At 73.3% G+C, this 16,149-nt stretch carries 14 protein-coding genes; 9 read left to right on the forward strand and 5 right to left on the reverse strand.

Annotation, left to right across the window (positions count from 1 at the left end; genetic code table 11):
* The first annotated feature begins 164 nt into the window (after positions 1–164).
* From IE326_RS05290 to IE326_RS05300, 3 genes are all read left to right on the forward strand, one after another.
* Positions 165–1,796: a sensor histidine kinase gene (locus IE326_RS05290; protein ID WP_190040946.1), complete on the forward strand. Its 1,632-nt coding sequence runs from the start codon at positions 165–167 to the stop codon at positions 1,794–1,796.
* Positions 1,793–2,479 carry a response regulator gene (locus IE326_RS05295; RefSeq protein WP_150231806.1) on the forward strand — a complete coding sequence of 229 codons (687 nt, stop codon included), beginning with the start codon at positions 1,793–1,795 and terminating at the stop codon, positions 2,477–2,479. The genes IE326_RS05290 and IE326_RS05295 overlap by 4 nt, the downstream gene beginning before the upstream one ends.
* 249 nt (positions 2,480–2,728) lie before the next feature.
* A complete protein-coding gene (locus IE326_RS05300) occupies positions 2,729–3,337 on the forward strand; it encodes a helix-turn-helix transcriptional regulator (RefSeq protein WP_150233134.1) in 609 nt (202 codons plus the stop codon).
* Positions 3,338–3,502: 165 nt separating this feature from the next.
* Here IE326_RS05300 and IE326_RS05305 read toward each other — a convergent pair whose 3' ends face one another.
* On the reverse strand, positions 3,503–4,528 hold the full coding sequence (locus IE326_RS05305) for a 6-phosphofructokinase (RefSeq protein ID WP_150231804.1): 1,026 nt from the start codon (positions 4,526–4,528) through the stop codon (positions 3,503–3,505).
* Between the two features lie 333 nt (positions 4,529–4,861).
* Here IE326_RS05305 and pta point away from each other — a divergent pair, with 333 nt between their 5' ends.
* The 4 genes from pta to IE326_RS05325 all read left to right on the forward strand — a co-directional run bounded on the left by pta (position 4,862) and on the right by IE326_RS05325 (position 10,373).
* The gene (gene pta, locus IE326_RS05310) at positions 4,862–6,955 is read left to right on the forward strand and encodes a phosphate acetyltransferase (protein WP_190040947.1); all 2,094 of its coding nucleotides are present in this window, start codon (positions 4,862–4,864) and stop codon (positions 6,953–6,955) included.
* Positions 6,952–8,259: an acetate kinase gene (locus IE326_RS05315; protein WP_229915208.1), complete on the forward strand. Its 1,308-nt coding sequence runs from the start codon at positions 6,952–6,954 to the stop codon at positions 8,257–8,259. The genes pta and IE326_RS05315 overlap by 4 nt, the downstream gene beginning before the upstream one ends.
* 74 nt (positions 8,260–8,333) lie before the next feature.
* Positions 8,334–9,764: a pyruvate kinase gene (gene pyk / locus IE326_RS05320; protein ID WP_030760781.1), complete on the forward strand. Its 1,431-nt coding sequence runs from the start codon at positions 8,334–8,336 to the stop codon at positions 9,762–9,764.
* A 159-nt stretch (positions 9,765–9,923) separates the two neighbouring features.
* Positions 9,924–10,373 (forward strand): hypothetical protein, encoded by a 450-nt coding sequence (locus tag IE326_RS05325; protein ID WP_190040948.1) that lies wholly within the window; start codon positions 9,924–9,926, stop codon positions 10,371–10,373.
* An 82-nt stretch (positions 10,374–10,455) separates the two neighbouring features.
* Here the strand turns inward: IE326_RS05325 and IE326_RS05330 are convergent, their stop codons facing one another.
* The 4 genes from IE326_RS05330 to IE326_RS05345 all read right to left on the reverse strand — a co-directional run bounded on the left by IE326_RS05330 (position 10,456) and on the right by IE326_RS05345 (position 14,780).
* Positions 10,456–11,862 (reverse strand): hypothetical protein, encoded by a 1,407-nt coding sequence (locus tag IE326_RS05330; RefSeq protein ID WP_190040949.1) that lies wholly within the window; start codon positions 11,860–11,862, stop codon positions 10,456–10,458.
* A complete protein-coding gene (locus IE326_RS05335; protein ID WP_030760787.1) occupies positions 11,852–12,406 on the reverse strand; it encodes a DUF6114 domain-containing protein in 555 nt (184 codons plus the stop codon). Before IE326_RS05335 ends, IE326_RS05330 begins: the two co-directional genes overlap by 11 nt.
* A gap of 108 nt (positions 12,407–12,514) precedes the next feature.
* Positions 12,515–13,189, reverse strand: a complete 675-nt coding sequence (locus IE326_RS05340) for a DUF6230 family protein (protein ID WP_150231795.1) — start codon at positions 13,187–13,189, stop codon at positions 12,515–12,517.
* A gap of 622 nt (positions 13,190–13,811) precedes the next feature.
* The gene (locus IE326_RS05345; protein ID WP_190040950.1) at positions 13,812–14,780 is read right to left on the reverse strand and encodes a tetratricopeptide repeat protein; all 969 of its coding nucleotides are present in this window, start codon (positions 14,778–14,780) and stop codon (positions 13,812–13,814) included.
* A 262-nt stretch (positions 14,781–15,042) separates the two neighbouring features.
* Between IE326_RS05345 and IE326_RS05350 the strand changes: the two genes are divergently transcribed.
* Both IE326_RS05350 and IE326_RS05355 read left to right on the forward strand, forming a co-directional pair.
* Positions 15,043–15,678, forward strand: coding sequence for a TetR/AcrR family transcriptional regulator (locus IE326_RS05350; protein WP_150231791.1), 636 nt, complete (start codon positions 15,043–15,045; stop codon positions 15,676–15,678).
* A gap of 9 nt (positions 15,679–15,687) precedes the next feature.
* The gene (locus IE326_RS05355; RefSeq protein ID WP_190040951.1) at positions 15,688–16,131 is read left to right on the forward strand and encodes a PPOX class F420-dependent oxidoreductase; all 444 of its coding nucleotides are present in this window, start codon (positions 15,688–15,690) and stop codon (positions 16,129–16,131) included.
* The last annotated feature ends 18 nt before the right edge of the window (positions 16,132–16,149 follow it).

Consider the following 16,149-nt stretch of genomic DNA (forward strand, 5'->3'; position numbering starts at 1 on the left):
GGCGTCCACGTCCCGGTGGACTCCGCGACTATCCACCAGCCTGTGACCGGGGTCACCGTTGTGTGCGTTTCGTTCACGGCCGAAACGTGCGCCCCCTCCCCCGGGAGAGAACGATTCGGGAACGCAACGCACCGGAGCAAATCCCGGCGTGCACACTTGCTCGCATGCGAATCCCGCTCCCCCGCCCCCTCCCCCGGCCCCGCAGCCTGGCCGGCCAGCTCTTCGCCGTGCAGGTCGTGCTGATGGCCGCGGTCGTGGCGGGGTGCGCCGTCTTCGCCTACGTCACGGACCTGGACCAGGCCGAGGAGACCGCGCGCCGGCAGTCCACGGCGACCGCGACGGCCGTCGCCGGCTCGCCGTCCGTGGTGGCCGCCGCCCGCACCGCCGACCCGTCCGCCGCGCTCCAGCCGTACGCGGAGGGGCTGCGGCGGCGGGCCGACGTGGCCTTCGTGGTGATCATGGCGCCGGACGGCACCCGGTGGACGCACCCGGAGCCCGGCCAGATCGGCCGGCACTACCTCGGGCACATCGAGCCCGCGCTGCGCGGCGCCACCTTCTCGGAGACGTACCCGGGCACCCTCGGCCCCTCGGTGCGGACGGTCACCCCGGTCCTCTCCGGCGGGCGGGTGGTCGCCCTGGTCAGCGCGGGCATCACCATCGAGCGGATCAGCGCGCAGGTGCGGGAGCAGGTGACCGCGCTGCTCGGCATGGCGGGCGCGGCGCTCGCGCTCGGCGGCGCGGGGACGTACGTGATCAACGCGCGGCTGCGGCGGCACACCCACGGGATGAACGCCGGCGAGCTGAGCCGGATGCACGACTACCACGAGGCGGCGCTGCACGCGGTGCGGGAGGGCCTGGTGATGCTCGACGGGCAGCGGCGGATCGCCCTCATCAACGACGGGGCACGCGAACTCCTCGGCCTGGACGAGGGGGTGGTCGGACGGTCGGCGGCGGACCTCGGGCTGCCCGCGCCGCTGGCCGGGGCGCTGCTCTCCTCGGAGCCCCGGGTGGACGAGACGCACCTGACCGACGCCCGGGTGCTGGTCGTCAACACCCGCCCGGTGGTGGGCGGGGAGCGGCGCGGCACCGTGGTGACGCTCCGGGACCGCACCGAACTCCAGGCACTCTCGGGCGAGTTGGACTCGCAGCGCGGCTTCACGGAGGCGCTGCGCTCACAGGCCCACGAGGCGGCGAACCGGCTCCACACGGTGGTGTCGCTCATCGAACTCGGGCGCGTGGACGAGGCGGTGGACTTCGCGACGGCCGAACTGGAGCTGGCGCAGGCGCTCACCGACCGGGTGGTCGAGGCGGTCGGCGAACCGGTCCTCGCGGCGCTGCTGCTCGGCAAGGCTGCGCAGGCGAACGAGCGGGGCGTGGAGCTGGTGCTCACCGAGGACAGCCGGATCGACGACGGACTGCTGCCGCCGGGCCTGCCCGCGCGGGACCTGGTGACGGTGCTCGGCAACCTCGTGGACAACGCGGTGGAGGCGGCGGGCGGCTCCCCGCAGGCCCGGGTGACCGTCACGGTCGCGGCCCGCGCCGGGGACGGCGAGCTGCTGCTCCGCGTCGACGACAGCGGGCCCGGGGTGCGCCCCGCCGACCGGGCGGCCGTCCTCGGCAGGGGCTGGTCCACCCGGGGCCCCGGGCGCGGGCTCGGCCTGGCGCTGGTGCGGCAGGCCGTCACCCGCGCCTCCGGCACCCTCGCCGTGGACGGGGCGCCGGGCGGCGGGGCCCGCTTCACGGTGCGGGTGCCGCTGCCGCGTCCGGCCGCCGGCCGGGACGGGGGTGCGGCGTGACCGGGCAGCCGGAGATCCGGGTGCTGGTCGTCGAGGACGACCCGGTGGCCGCCGACGCGCACGCGCTGTACGCCGGACGGGTGGAGGGCTTCCGGGTGGTCGGGGTGGCGCACTCGCGGGCGGCGGCCGTGCGGCTGCTCGACCGGGTGCCCGTCGACCTGATCCTCCTCGACCTGTACCTGCCGGACGGGTACGGCCTCGCGCTGCTGCGGGCGCTGCGGGCCGCCGGGCACGCGGCGGACGTCATCGCCGTGACCTCGGCGCGCGATCTGGCGGTGGTGCGGGAGGGGGTGTCCCTCGGGGTGGTGCAGTACGTCCTCAAGCCCTTCGCCTTCGCCACCCTGCGGGACCGGCTGGTGCGGTACGCCGAGTTCCGGGGCGCGGCCGGGGAGGCGTCCGGGCAGGACGAGGTCGACCGGGCGCTCGCCGCGCTGCGCTCCCCGCGGCCGGCGACCCTGCCGAAGGGGCTGAGCGGACCGACCCTGGAGGCGGTCACCCTGAGCCTGCGCGAGACGCCGGCCGGGCTGACCGCCGCCGAGGCGGGCGCGGCGGTGGGCATCTCGCGGATCACCGCCCGCCGCTATCTGGAGCACCTGGTCACCGAGGGACGGGCGGTGCGGGCCCCGCAGTACGGCCAGGTCGGCCGGCCCGAGCTCCAGTACCGCTGGCGCGGGGGGCGCTGACCGGACCCCGGGCCTCCGGAGCGGGGCCCTCACCGCTCCGGAGCAGCCGCGGCGGAGCCGTACCCCCGGATCACCGCTCACCGGACGTGACACCCCGATTACCGGCCGGTTCCCACCTTCCTACAGACCGTGGCCTTGGGTGAACGCACCGTATCCACGGGACGGATGTGCCCTTACCGTGGCGAGGTGCACCATCCTTCTCCTCCCTTCGACGCCCCGGCCGCGCGCCGCCTGCGCCAGGGGCTCGGCATGGCACCGGGTCATGTCGCGTACGGCCTGCGGGCCCAGTACGGCCTGTCCGTCACGCCCGACACCGTCGCCGCCTGGGAGCGCGGCACCCTCGCGCCCACCGAGCAGGAGCTGACCGCGCTCGCCGGGGTCCTGTGGTGCTCGCCCGCCGACCTGATCGCCGCCGCCACCACGCTCCGCGAGCACCGGGTGGCGCGCGGCCTCGCGCCGGAGGAGCTGGCCCGGCTCGTGGGCCTCTCCGCGCACGCGTACGCCCGGATGGAGGACGGGGACGGCTGGCGCGGCACCGACCGCCAGACCGCCGCGCTCGCCCAGGTCCTGGGGCTCGGCCCGCGCGCCCTGCTCACCGCCACCGGCGGCGACGAGCGGCTCGCGGAGCTGCTGCGGGACGCGGCCACGACCCGCTGGCAGGCGTACGTGAAGCCGGTCACCCGTCTGCTGCCGCTGCCCAAGCGGGTGGTCGAGCCGGTCCTCGCCCGGCTGCACGCCGAGTACCACGCCCGCATGGCGGCCACGTCCAGCTGGGGCGCCTCCGGCGCCACCGGCGACGAGGGCCGCGCGTACCTGGAGGAGATCGGCGACCACTTCTGGGCTGCGGTCGGACCGTAGGCCCGGGAGGGGGCCCGGCCGCAGGTCCCGGGAGGGGAGCCCGGGCGCAGGTCCCGGGAGGAGAGCCCGGGCGCAGGTCCGGGAGGGGGGCCGGGCCGTAGGTCCCGGGGAAAAGGCGACGGAGGTCCCGTCGCACGGGACCTCCGTCGGAGGGCGGGGCGCGGGTCAGAAGACCGACTCGGCCTCGCGCATCCGGTCCTCGGGGACCGTCTTGAGCCGCGTGACGGCCTCGGCCAGCGGCACCATCTTCACGTCGGTGCCGCGCAGCGCCGTCATGTTGCCGAAGTCGCCGCGGTGCACGGCCTCCACCGCGTGCCAGCCGAAGCGGGTGGCGAGGACCCGGTCGTACGCGGTCGGGGTGCCGCCGCGCTGGACGTGGCCGAGGATGACCGGGCGGGCCTCCTTGCCGAGCCGCCGCTCCAGCTCGTAGGCGAGGGCCGTGCCGATGCCCTGGAAGCGCTCGTGGCCGAACTGGTCGATCTCGCCCTTGCCGTAGTCCATCGTGCCCTCGGCGGGGTGGGCGCCCTCGGCGACGCAGATGACGGCGAACTTCTTGCCGCGGGCGAAGCGCTCCTCGACCATCTTGACCAGGTCGGCCGGGTCGAAGGGGCGCTCGGGCAGGCAGATGCCGTGGGCGCCGCCGGCCATGCCGGACTCCAGCGCGATCCAGCCGGCGTGACGGCCCATCACCTCGACGACCATCACCCGCTGGTGGGACTCGGCGGTGGTCTTCAGCCGGTCCATCGCCTCGGTGGCGACGCCGACGGCGGTGTCGAAGCCGAAGGTGCGGTCGGTCGACGAGATGTCGTTGTCGATGGTCTTGGGGACGCCGACGACGGGCACGCCCGCGTCCGAGAGCATCCGGGCGGCCGTCAGGGTGCCCTCGCCACCGATCGGGATGAGGGCGTCGAAGCCGCTCTTCTCCACGAGCTCCTTGGCGTTGTCGCAGGCCGCGGCGAAGCGGTCGCGCTCCAGCCGGGAGGAGCCGAGGATGGTGCCGCCGCGGGCGAGGATGCCGCTGACGGCGTTGAGGTCGAGGGGGCGGTAGCGCCCGTCGAGGAGTCCGGCGTAGCCGTCCTCGAAGCCGATGACCTCGTCCCCGTAGTTGGTCACGGCCCGGTGCACGACCGACCGGATCACTGCGTTCAGGCCGGGGCAGTCGCCGCCTGCGGTGAGAACTCCGATGCGCATCGTGCTGTGTCTCCTGCTCGTAGCTGTCCGTCTGAGCCGTTTCGATTCTCACACGACGGGCACGTGCGAGGCGTTCGGTGCTGCTCCGGGCGTGCCGGTGACGGGCCCCTCCGGGGGCCTTTCGTCCTTCGGGGAAGGGCCTTCGTACAGCGGGCGACCTACCCAGGTGCGGAGGTATTGTCAAGGGGTTGATATCGCCCTGTCGGTGCTTTTCCGAGGCCGGGGGTTGACGCAGGGCGAGGGCCGGGCCCCGTACGGGGGGCCGGGCCCTCCCGCAGGACGGCCCTTCCACGGGACGGGCCCCTTCCGCAGGACTGGACAGGAGACCGCGGCGTGACGCGCAGTGTGTACGTGACCGGGATCGACCGCGGGGACGGCCGCCAGGTCGTCGAGCTGGGAGTCATGGAGCTCCTCACCCGACAGGTGGACCGGGTGGGGGTGTTCCGTCCGCTGGTGCACGACGGCCCCGACCGCCTCTTCGACCTGCTGCGCACCCGCTACCGGCTGACCCAGGACCCCTCCACGGTCTACGGCATGGACTACCACGAGGCGGCCGCCCTCCAGGCCGAGCAGGGCACCGAGGAGCTCCTCTCCCGGCTCGTCGACCGCTTCCACGCCGTCGCCCGCGACTACGAGGTCGTCCTCGTCCTCGGCACCGACTTCGCCGCCACCCAGCTCCCCGACGAGCTGGCGCTCAACGCCCGCCTCGCCAACGAGTTCGGCGCCTCCGTCATCCCGGTGGTCGGCGGCAAGGGCCAGTCGGCCGAATCGGTCCGCGCCGAGACCCGCAACGCCTTCCGCGCCTACGACGGCCTCGGCTGCGACGTCCTCGCCGTGGTCGTCAACCGGGTGGCCGCCGCCGACCGCGAGGTCATCGCCGAACGGCTGACCGCCCGGCTGCCCGTCCCCTGCTACGTCCTCCCCGACGAGCCGGCGCTCGCCGCGCCGACCGTCGCCCAGATCACCCACGCCCTCGGCGCGACCGTCGTCCTCGGCGACGACGCCGGGCTCGCCCGCGACGCCCTGGACTTCGTCTTCGGCGGCGCGATGCTGCCGAACTTCCTCGCCGCCCTGACCCCCGGCTGCCTGGTCGTCACCCCCGGGGACCGCGCCGACCTCGTCGTCGGCGCGCTCGCCGCCCACTCGGCCGGCACGCCCCCGATCGCGGGCGTCCTGCTCACCCTGGACGAGCGGCCCAGCGACGCCGTCCTGACCCTCGCCGCCCGGCTCGCGCCCGGCACCCCGGTGATCTCCGTCCCCGGCAACAGCTTCCCGACCGCCGCCGAGCTCTTCGCCCTGGAGGGCAAGCTCAACGCGGCCACCCCCCGCAAGGCGGAGACCGCGCTCGGCCTCTTCGAGCGGCACGTCGACACCGCCGACCTGCTGGGGCGGATCTCGGTGGCGCCCAGCGGACGGGTCACCCCCATGATGTTCGAGCACGAGCTCCTGGAGCAGGCCCGCGCCGACCGGCGCCGGGTGGTCCTCCCCGAGGGCTCCGAGGAGCGGGTGCTGCGCGCCGCCGACGTGCTGCTGCGCCGGGACGTCTGCGACCTCACCCTCCTCGGCGACGTCGAGGTCATCCGCAAGAAGGCCGCCGACCTGGGCGTCGACCTGAAGGCCACCCAGCTGATCGACCCGCAGACCTCGGAGCTGCGGGACGCCTTCGCCGAGAAGTACGCGCAGCTGCGCGCCCACAAGGGCGTCACCGTGGAGCTCGCGTACGACGTGGTCTCGGACGTGAACTACTTCGGCACCCTGATGGTCCAGGAGGGCCTGGCCGACGGCATGGTCTCCGGATCGGTGCACTCCACGGCCGCGACCATCCGCCCCGCCTTCGAGATCATCAAGACCAAGCCGGACGCCTCGATCGTCTCCTCGGTCTTCTTCATGTGCCTCGCCGACAAGGTGCTGGTGTACGGCGACTGCGCGGTCAACCCGGACCCGAACGCCGAGCAGCTCGCGGACATCGCCGTGCAGTCGGCCGCCACCGCCGCCCGCTTCGGCGTCGAGCCGCGGATCGCGATGCTCTCGTACTCGACCGGCACCTCCGGCTCGGGCGCGGACGTCGACAAGGTCCGCGAGGCGACCAAGCTGGTCCGCGAGGCCCACCCGGAGCTGCGGATCGAGGGCCCGATCCAGTACGACGCGGCCGTGGAGCCCTCCGTGGCGGCGACCAAGCTGCCGGACTCCGAGGTGGCCGGCCAGGCGACCGTGCTGATCTTCCCCGACCTCAACACCGGCAACAACACCTACAAGGCGGTGCAGCGTTCGGCCGGCGCCGTCGCCGTCGGCCCGGTCCTCCAGGGCCTGCGCAAGCCCGTCAACGACCTCTCGCGCGGCGCCCTCGTCAGCGACATCGTCAACACGGTCGCCATCACGGCCATCCAGTCCCAGGTCCCCGCCCCGGCTCAGGAGCTCCCCGCATGACCGGCACCCCCACCCGCGTCCTCGTCCTCAACTCCGGCTCCTCGTCGGTGAAGTACCAGCTCCTCGACATGAGCGACGGCAGCCGGCTCGCGCAGGGGCTCGTCGAGCGGATCGGCGAGGAGACCTCCCGGCTCGCCCACACCCCGCTCCACGACGGCGGCGGGACCCGCGAGCGCCTCGCCCCCATCCCCGACCACGCGGCGGCCCTGGAGGCGGTCGCCGAGGAGCTGGCGGCGGACGGCCTCGGCCTGGACTCCCCCGAACTGGCCGCCATCGGGCACCGGGTGGTGCACGGCGGACTGCGCTTCACCGAGCCGACCGTCATCGACGACGAGGTGATCGCCGAGATCGAGCGCCTGGTGCCGGTGGCGCCGCTGCACAACCCGGCGAACCTGCTGGGCATCCGCACCGCCATGTCGCTCCGCCCCGACCTGCCGCAGGTCGCGGTCTTCGACACCGCCTTCCACACGACGATGCCGGAGTCGGCGGCGCGGTACGCGATCGACGTCGAGACCGCCGACGCGCACCGGATCCGCCGCTACGGCTTCCACGGCACCTCGCACGCGTACGTCTCCCGGGAGACGGCGCGGCTGCTCGGCAAGGAGCCCGAGGAGGTGAACGTGATCGTGCTGCACCTCGGCAACGGCGCCTCCGCCTCGGCGGTGCGGGGCGGCCGCTGCGTGGACACCTCCATGGGCCTCACCCCGCTGGAGGGCCTGGTCATGGGCACCCGCTCGGGCGACGTCGACCCGGCGGTCACCTTCCACCTCAAGCGGGTGGCGGGCATGTCCGCCGACGAGATCGACGTGCTGCTCAACAAGCGGTCCGGGCTCGTCGGGCTCTGCGGCGACAACGACATGCGCGAGATCCGGCGCCGGGTCGACGAGGGCGACGAGCGGGCCGCGCTCGCCTTCGACGTCTACATCCACCGCCTGAAGAAGTACATCGGCGCCTACTACGCGGTGCTCGGCCGGGTGGACGCGGTCGCGTTCACCGCCGGCGTCGGCGAGAACGCGGCGCCGGTGCGGGAGGCGGCGATCGCCGGCCTGGAGGAGCTGGGCCTCGCGGTGGACGCCGGCCTCAACGCCGTGCGGTCCGGCGAGGCGCGGGTGATCTCCCCCGAGTACGCCCGGGTCGCGGTGGCCGTGGTGCCGACCGACGAGGAGCTGGAGATCGCCCGCCAGACCTTCGCCCTGACGGCCGGCGGAGCGACCGAGGGCGCGACCGAGGGAGGGTCGGGTGGAGGGTCCGGCGGGATGTCCGGTAATGCGCCCGAAAACACGGCCGAAAAGGTGAACGCCTGAGCGGGACCCCGCCCATTTGTACTTTCCGCCAGCCGGAATATTCCGCAGTGAAACAAACCGATAGGATCCGCCTCATGCGCCGTTCCAAAATCGTCTGCACGCTGGGCCCCGCCGTCGACTCGTACGAGCAGCTGAAGGCTCTCATCGAGGCCGGCATGAACGTGGCCCGTTTCAACATGAGCCACGGGACCCAGGCAGAGCACCAGGAGCGGTACGACCGTCTCCGCAAGGCCGTCGCCGACACCGGCCGCGCCGTCGGTGTGCTGGCCGACCTCCAGGGCCCCAAGATCCGTCTGGAGACCTTCGCGGAGGGTCCGGTCGAGCTGGTCCGCGGGGACGAGTTCACCATCACCACCGAGGACGTCCCCGGCGACAAGTCCATCTGCGGCACCACCTACAAGGGCCTCCCCGGAGACGTCTCCAAGGGCGACCAGGTCCTCATCAACGACGGCAACGTCGAACTGCGGGTCGTCGAGGTCACCGGCCCCCGGGTCAAGACCGTCGTCATCGAGGGCGGCGTGATCTCCGACCACAAGGGCATCAACCTGCCCGGCGCGGCGGTCAACGTCCCGGCCCTCTCCGAGAAGGACGTCGAGGACCTCCGCTTCGCCCTCCGGATGGGCTGCGACATGGTCGCCCTCTCCTTCGTCCGCGACGCCGACGACGTCAAGGACGTCCACAAGGTGATGGACGAGGAGGGCCGCCGGGTCCCCGTCATCGCCAAGGTCGAGAAGCCGCAGGCCGTCGAGAACATGGAGGCCGTCGTCGCGGCCTTCGACGCCGTCATGGTCGCCCGCGGCGACCTCGCCGTCGAGTACCCGCTGGAGCGGGTCCCGATGGTGCAGAAGCGCCTCGTCGAGATGTGCCGCCGCAACGCCAAGCCGGTCATCGTCGCCACCCAGATGATGGAGTCGATGATCACCAACTCCCGGCCGACCCGCGCCGAGGCGAGCGACGTCGCCAACGCCATCCTGGACGGCGCGGACGCGGTCATGCTCTCCGCCGAGTCCTCGGTCGGCGCCTACCCGATCGAGACCGTCAAGACGATGTCGAAGATCGTCGCCGCGGCCGAGGAGGAGCTGCTCTCCAAGGGCCTCCAGCCCCTGGTCCCCGGCAAGAAGCCGCGCACCCAGGGCGGCTCCGTCGCCCGCGCGGCCTGCGAGATCGCCGACTTCCTCGGCGGCAAGGCCCTCATCGCCTTCACCCAGTCCGGCGACACCGCCCGCCGCCTCTCCCGCTACCGGGTGCAGCAGCCGATCCTCGCCTTCACCACCGACGAGAACACCCGCAACCAGCTCACCCTGAGCTGGGGCGTCGAGTCCTTCGTCGTCCCCCACGTCGACAACACCGACGCCATGGTCGACCTCGTCGACGCCGAGCTCCTGAAGCTCCAGCGCTACAACGAGGGCGACACCATGGTCATCACCGCCGGCTCGCCCCCCGGCGTCCCCGGCACCACCAACATGGTCCGCGTCCACCACCTGGGCGGCGGCGAGCGCGACTGACGTCGCGGACCGACGCCACGCGGTACGGCCGCGGGGCCGCACTCCGGAAGAGGAGTGCGGCCCCGCGGCGTTTCCGTACCGCCGGTTCCAGGGCGGAACCGCGGAAGGAGGACCGAGCCCGATGACGGATGCCGAGATGCCCCCGGACTCCGCGACGCCGTGGAGCGGTTGGAGGCGCTGACCGGGCGTCCCCGGTCCGGGACGGCCGACGGGCACGCCCGCTGGGAGCTGTACCGGGCCGCCCTGGCGGTCGACGCGGCGCGCCCGGCCCTGCTGGCGGCCGTCCCGGCGGAGCCGGACGGCGCGCTCGCGGCGGGCGTCGTCGGGGAGGTGCTGGAGCGGGTGCCGCGCGCCGAGCGCGGGACCTGGGTCGGAGCACTGGCGCCCGCGGTACGGGCCTTCTGCGCGCGCCGGGCGGACGAGCTGGGGACCCTGGAGGACCTCCGGTCCGGGACCGGTGCCACCGGGCCGGGACCGGTCGAGGACTGGAGCGACTGGCTCCAGCTGCGGATCGCCGCCGAGGTGTCCGACCCCGCGGTGCTGCGCGCCCTGGCGGAAGCCGGGCGGACGAAGCGGATCCGGCGCACCGCCGCCGAGGCGCTCGGCTGACGCCACGGCATGACGACGGCCCCTCCTCCCGGGCGGGAGGAGGGGCCGTCGCTCTGTGCGGCTCCCGGAGCGGTACGGGGGATCAGCCGGGTTCGATGGTGTTGCGGAGGCCCGGGATCTTGAGGGTGCCGCCGAACTGGCCGGCCTGGATGACCACCGCGTTCGAGAAGATGGCGAGGGGGACGTCCAGCGGGGGCGGGGACTGGGGGGTGAACTCGATGGGGATGATCCCGAAGAGGTTGCCCTTGATCGACTCGGTGTACATGGTCACCGTGCCGTCGGTGATCGTCGAGGTGGAGCCCTTGTCCGAGCGGACGTGGCCCTTGTAGCCCGGCGAGTGGACGGTCGTCTGGTGCAGGTCCTTGATGTCCACGCCGTTCTTGGCCGTGAACTTGAGGACCTTCTTGATCTGACCGCTGTAGGTCTTCACCTCCACGATGCCGTGGTACTTCAGCCCCTTGAGGGTGAGGAGCGTGGTGTCGAGGCGCCACGGGTCGTCCGGGAGCAGCGGGATGCCCTGCTCCAGGTCGGCGGCGGCGAGCGCGGCCGGGTCGGGCTCGGGGCACGGGAAGCGGGGCTTGGCCCCTTCGGGTATGTCCGTGTCCTTCTTCGCGTCCAGGCCCTGGGCGCTCTCGGGGAGCTCCTGGACCTTCGCGCCGGCCTTCTCCGCGGCCTCCTCGATCGCGGCCTTGGCCCTCTCGGCCCGCTCCTCGGCGTCGGTCGCGGGCTTGTCCTCGGCCTTGTCCTCGGCCTGGTCGGCGGGCTTCTGCTCGTCGGCCTCCGTCGCCGGGGGCTCGTCGGTCTCGGCCGTCTTCTGCTGCGGGGCGGCCGTCGTCGCCGACGGGGACGGGGTGGCGGTCGCGGACGGCGTGGCGGACGGGGTCGCCGTCGGCTCCTGCTTCGGGGCCAGGCCGTCGAAGAAGTCCTTGAGGGCGTCGCCGACGCCCAGCGGGTCGAGCGGGTTCGCCGACTTCGTGGGCGTCGGGGCGGCCGTGGCGGTGGCCGCGGACGCGGCCTTCTCCTCGGCCGTCGCCTCCTGCGCCCCGCCCTGGGCGGCTCCGGTCGCGGTGGGTTCCGGGGTCGCCGTGGCGGTGGGCCCGGCGGTCGCGGACGCGGACGCGGTGGCGGACGGGGTCGCCGTCGTCTCCCCGGTGGGCCGGGGCGACGCGGTGGCCGTCGCCGTGGCCGTGGCCGTGGGGTCCGGCTTCGCGGTCTCGGTGGCCTTCGCCGTGGGCGTGGCCGTCGTCTCCTCCGCCACCGGCTCGTCGGAGCGGGTCACACAGGGGCCGGGCGCGAAGGGGATGTCCTTCTCGTCGGCGAGGGCGGGGTTGGGCGCGAGGCCCATGCCCACGAACACCGCGGTCGGCATGGCGGCGAGCGCCATCGCCTTGCCCGCGGGGCCCTGGATCCTGTTCAGCAGCGTCTTGCGAGGGGCCGCGTGGCGCGGTCCGCTCCTCGCGACAGTCGGCTGGGTGTCGTCACCCCGCACTGTTCCTCCCGCCCTTGGCGTCGATGCTGGTCTCGGTCGCCCCGTCGCGCTGGTCCGGGACGCCGGCCGTCATGACGGTCCCGGTCTCGTCCGCGTGCGCCGGCTCGCCGTCGTACTCCGCCTCCACGGGCTCGTCCTCCGTCTCCTCCTTCTCGGGCGCGGGGGCCCAGGACGCCGACAGGGCGCCGCCAATGAGGGCGAGGAGGAACCCGACGACCAGCCCGCCGAAGTTCGACACCGGGATGGAGACGAGGGCCAGGACGATCGCCGCGATGCCCGCGAAGACCCGGACGAGGGGCTGGAACCACATCGTCAGGCCGAGCGTGATCAGCAGGACGCCGATGATCAGGGCACCCGCGCCCGCGGTCGTCGCCATGGTGAGGGTGACGTTGCCGAGCCGGAGGTCTCCGTACGGGAGGTAGGCGATCGGTACGCCGCCCAGCATGGTGAACAGTCCCGCCCAGAAGGGCCTGGTCTGCCGCCAGACCTTGAACCGGTTCTCCTTCTTGGGGACTTCGCGGGAGGCGAGGGTCTCGGCGCTCATGGAAACAGCTCCCTGGAAGCGGTGTTGCTGAGAAAGGTGAAGAGACCAGGGACGGGCCCCGGTGCGGGTGCGGGCCGCCGGAACGGCCCGCACCCCGGTGGACCGGAATCAGTCCTTGAAGCACTCCGCCGAGGTGCCCCGGTGCAGGGACAGGCTCAGGTTGGGGAGCTTGAAGGTCGCGGCGGTGGTCGCCCACGCCTTCTGGCGGACGTTGCTCAGCGTCGCGGTCTCGGCGCGCTGGGCGAAGCCGCTCTCCTTGGCCACCGTGTTGGGCTGGATGCCCGGGCGGCCCGGCAGCTTTTCGCCCTTCTGGTTCTTGTCGGCGGAGCCCGCCGCGACACCGATGTCGATGTTGGTGAACTCGGCGTCGGCCTTCAGGTCGGAGACGTCGAGGTAGAGACCGGTGGCCTCGACCGGACGCTTGTCGTCGGTGCCCGCGTTCAGCTGGAGCGTCACGTCACCGATGAAGGGGACCTTCGGGGTGACGACCGACTGGCACATCCCGTAGATCTTCGCGTTGTCGAAGCCCGACACGGCGACCGGCGCCCCGAAGGGCTGGTCGCCCTCCAGCGTCTTGCCGGTGGCAACGCTGCCGTACTGGACGAAGCCGTTGCCCACGAGCTTGTCGGCACGGACCTTGAACTCCTGGCCGGAAATGCTGAAGGACGCGGCGAGCGCGCCCTGGGCCAGGCCGACACCGATCGCGGCCGTGGCGGCCACGCTCGGGACCATGACGACGGCGAACCGCTTCCATCTGGTCCCGCCACGAACCTGGGACTTCATGAGAATCCTCCTTCTCGGACGTACATCTCTCAGGAGGGCCCGGGGCCCGGCCTGGGATGGGAGAAGAGCTACGTCCTCGGGAAGGGGAGCACCGGGGCATCAGGAGGCGCGAAGCGCGTCCGAATCACCGGCGATCACCCCCGAGCGACAACCATGTGCCGCGCGTGCGCACGGCCCTGTGGACAGGTCCCGTCCGCTGGGGACGGGAACCCCCCTGTCCGTCGACCGGCCGCCTCTCGGGGCCGGTCCGCCCGGTGGGGACCCTGGCCGCGTGTCCCGGTTGGTTGCCGGGGCGTGCGGTTCGGACCGAGCGTGGCCGATCGTGGTCCATTCACGGCGCCCGCACAAGGGGTTCATTACTCGCTAGTAACGGATGCGTGACCGTGTCATGGCGCGGCGCCGCCGGGTGGGTACACAGGGTGGGGGCACGTGGTGCGGAAAGTCCGCTTATAGGAGGGTGAACCCGGACAGAACCACGGGTTCGATTTACTGCAAGTAACAGCGGCCGCGATTATCAAGATTTGGTAAAGCGCGGCCGCCACTTGTCACCGTGTCGCCAAATCGTCAGGCGATCCGGCGCCGGAATGCGTGTCCGGGGATCAGAACAGTCGCTTCCCCGGGATCAGAACAGCACCCGCGCCAGCGCCTGCCGGGCCGCCATCACCCGCGGGTCCTCCGGGCCGATCACCTCGAACAGCTCCAGGAGCCGCACCCGCGCCGCGTCCCGGTCCTCGCCGAAGGTCCGGCGCACGGTCTCCACGAGCCGCCCGAAGGCGTCCTGCACGTGCCCGCCGGCCAGGTCGAGGTCGGCCGCGGCGATCTGCGCGGTGACGTCGGCCGGGTCGTCCGCCGCGTTCTTCCGGACGGTCTGCGGGTCCATGCCCTGCACCCGGGACAGCAGTTCGGCCTGGGCCAGGCCCAGCTTGGCCTCGGGGTGGCCGGGGTCGTCGGCCAGCACGTTCTTGTACGCCTGCACCGCGCCGGCCAGGTCGCCCGCGTCCAGCGCGGACATGGCCGCCTCCAGGAGGGCGTCGTACGGGCCGGCGGCCTGGCGCGCGGCGGGCTCGGCGCCCTCCGCGGCCGGGTCCACGGCGAGACCGGTGAGGCCGAAGCGCTCCTCGCCGACCAGGATCAGCTGGTCGAGGGTCTCGCGGATCTGCGCCTCCGGCACCGCGCCCTGGAAGAGGGGCAGCGCCTGACCGGCGACGACCGCGAAAACGGCCGGAATTCCCTGGATGCCGAACTGCTGCATCAGCATCTGGTTGGCGTCGACGTCGATCTTCGCGAGCAGGAAACGGCCGGAGTACTCGACGGCCAGCCGCTCCAGGAGCGGGCCGAGCTGCTTGCAGGGCTCGCACCACTCGGCCCAGAAGTCGAGGACGACCGGGACCTCGGCGGAGCGCTGGAGCACGTCGCGCTCGAAGCCCGCCTCGTCGACGTCGATCACGAGGGCGGAGGGCGGCACCGCCGCGGGTCCGCCGTGGCGGGCGGCCTCGGCGCGCGCCTGCTCCGCCTTCGCCTTGGCCTCTCCGGCCGCCTTCACCGCGGCGAGGTCGACGACGCCGCTCATGGACATGTTTCGGGGCTGCATGAGTACATCCTCCCCCCTCCGCGCGCGGAACCGGTGCGGAACCGGCAAGGGCCGTGGCCGAACAGCGCCCTCCGCCGAGGGCGCTCGGTGTGCGCCGGGTCCCCACCCGGCGCCATGGTTGTCGCTGGGGCCGCTCAAAAGCCTTTCGCTACGGGTCGTAGCGTAAGGGTTCGACCCGCCCCCGGGGGAAATCCCCCGCCGTGAACTGCCTCACATCGCACGCCTCTGGCGCGGTACCTACCGGCGAGTATGGTCGTCGTTCATGTGCAGTCGCCCCACCCCCCGCCCGGCCCCCCGCACCGGCCGCCCCCGCTCCGCCGAGGCCGACGAGGCCATCCTGGAGGCGACCCGCGAGGTCCTGGTGGAGCTGGGGTGGTCCAAGCTCACCATGGGCGACGTCGCGGGCCGCGCCGGAGTCGCCAAGACCACCCTGTACCGCCGCTGGGCCAACAAGAACGAGCTGGTCGTCGACGCCGTCGCCGTCCTCTTCGACGAACTCGAACTGCCCGACCTGGGTTCCCTCCAGGCCGACATCGAGCACGTGGTCCTGCAGTTCGCGGCCCTCCTGGAACGCCCCGAGACCAAGACGGCGCTGATGGCCGTGGTCGCCGAGTCGACCCGGGACGTCCCGCTGCGCGAGCGGATCCGCGCCTCGATCGTGGAGCGGCAGAAGCGGCTGGTGCTGGACGGGCGGCGGCGGGCGCAGGAGCGCGGCGAGCTGCCCGCGGACCGCGACCCGGTGTCCGTGGACGCCACCGACGACCTCATCTTCGACGTGGTCGCGGGCGCCGTGGTGCACCGCGCGCTGGTCAGCGCCGAACCGGTGGACACGGCCTGGGTGAACCGCCTCTCGGCGCTCCTGGTCGGCGGCCTGGGCGCGGTCGCCGCGCTCGGCTAGCGTGCCCGCATGACCACCCGTATCCCGCCGAACGGCCGTACCCCCGCGGGCCTCCGGCTCCCCGCGCCCGTGCGCGCCCTGCTCGACGACGCGAACCACGCCGTCCTGTCGACGCTCCAGCCCGACGGCTCCCCGCAGACCTCCGTGGTGTGGGTGGGCCGGGACGGCGACGACGTCCTGGTCTCCAGCCAGGACGGCCGCCGCAAGGTGAAGAACGTCCGGGCCGACGCCCGGGTCTCCCTGCTCCTGCTCGACCGCCGCGACCCGGAGCGCTACACGGAGATACGCGGCACGGCCACGGTCGCCGAGGACGTGGACCGGGCCCTGGCGGTGGCGCTGGCGGAGAAGTACGAGGGCGAGGGCGCCGGGCGGGAGTACCTCGAACTGCCGCCGGAGCAGGTCCGGGTGACGATCCGGATCACCCCGGCGCGGCTGACCGGCCCGGTCCGCTGACGCACGCGCGCACGACGC

Origin of the sequence: Streptomyces filamentosus (assembly GCF_014654895.1) — a bacterium.
Lineage (GTDB): Bacteria > Actinomycetota > Actinomycetes > Streptomycetales > Streptomycetaceae > Streptomyces > Streptomyces filamentosus.

Bases quoted from the DNA above. Each gene is read 5' to 3' on its own strand.
- IE326_RS05340 (WP_150231795.1), bottom strand. From the start codon at position 13,189: ATGAAGTCCCAGGTTCGTGGCGGGACCAGATGGAAGCGGTTCGCCGTC.
- IE326_RS05345 (WP_190040950.1), bottom strand. From the start codon at position 14,780: ATGCAGCCCCGAAACATGTCCATGAGCGGCGTCGTCGACCTCGCCGCG.
- IE326_RS05350 (WP_150231791.1), top strand. From the start codon at position 15,043: ATGTGCAGTCGCCCCACCCCCCGCCCGGCCCCCCGCACCGGCCGCCCC.
- pyk (WP_030760781.1), top strand. From the start codon at position 8,334: ATGCGCCGTTCCAAAATCGTCTGCACGCTGGGCCCCGCCGTCGACTCG.
- IE326_RS05290 (WP_190040946.1), top strand. From the start codon at position 165: ATGCGAATCCCGCTCCCCCGCCCCCTCCCCCGGCCCCGCAGCCTGGCC.
- IE326_RS05355 (WP_190040951.1), top strand. From the start codon at position 15,688: ATGACCACCCGTATCCCGCCGAACGGCCGTACCCCCGCGGGCCTCCGG.
- IE326_RS05335 (WP_030760787.1), bottom strand. From the start codon at position 12,406: ATGAGCGCCGAGACCCTCGCCTCCCGCGAAGTCCCCAAGAAGGAGAAC.
- IE326_RS05300 (WP_150233134.1), top strand. From the start codon at position 2,729: ATGGCACCGGGTCATGTCGCGTACGGCCTGCGGGCCCAGTACGGCCTG.
- IE326_RS05305 (WP_150231804.1), bottom strand. From the start codon at position 4,528: ATGCGCATCGGAGTTCTCACCGCAGGCGGCGACTGCCCCGGCCTGAAC.
- IE326_RS05315 (WP_229915208.1), top strand. From the start codon at position 6,952: ATGACCGGCACCCCCACCCGCGTCCTCGTCCTCAACTCCGGCTCCTCG.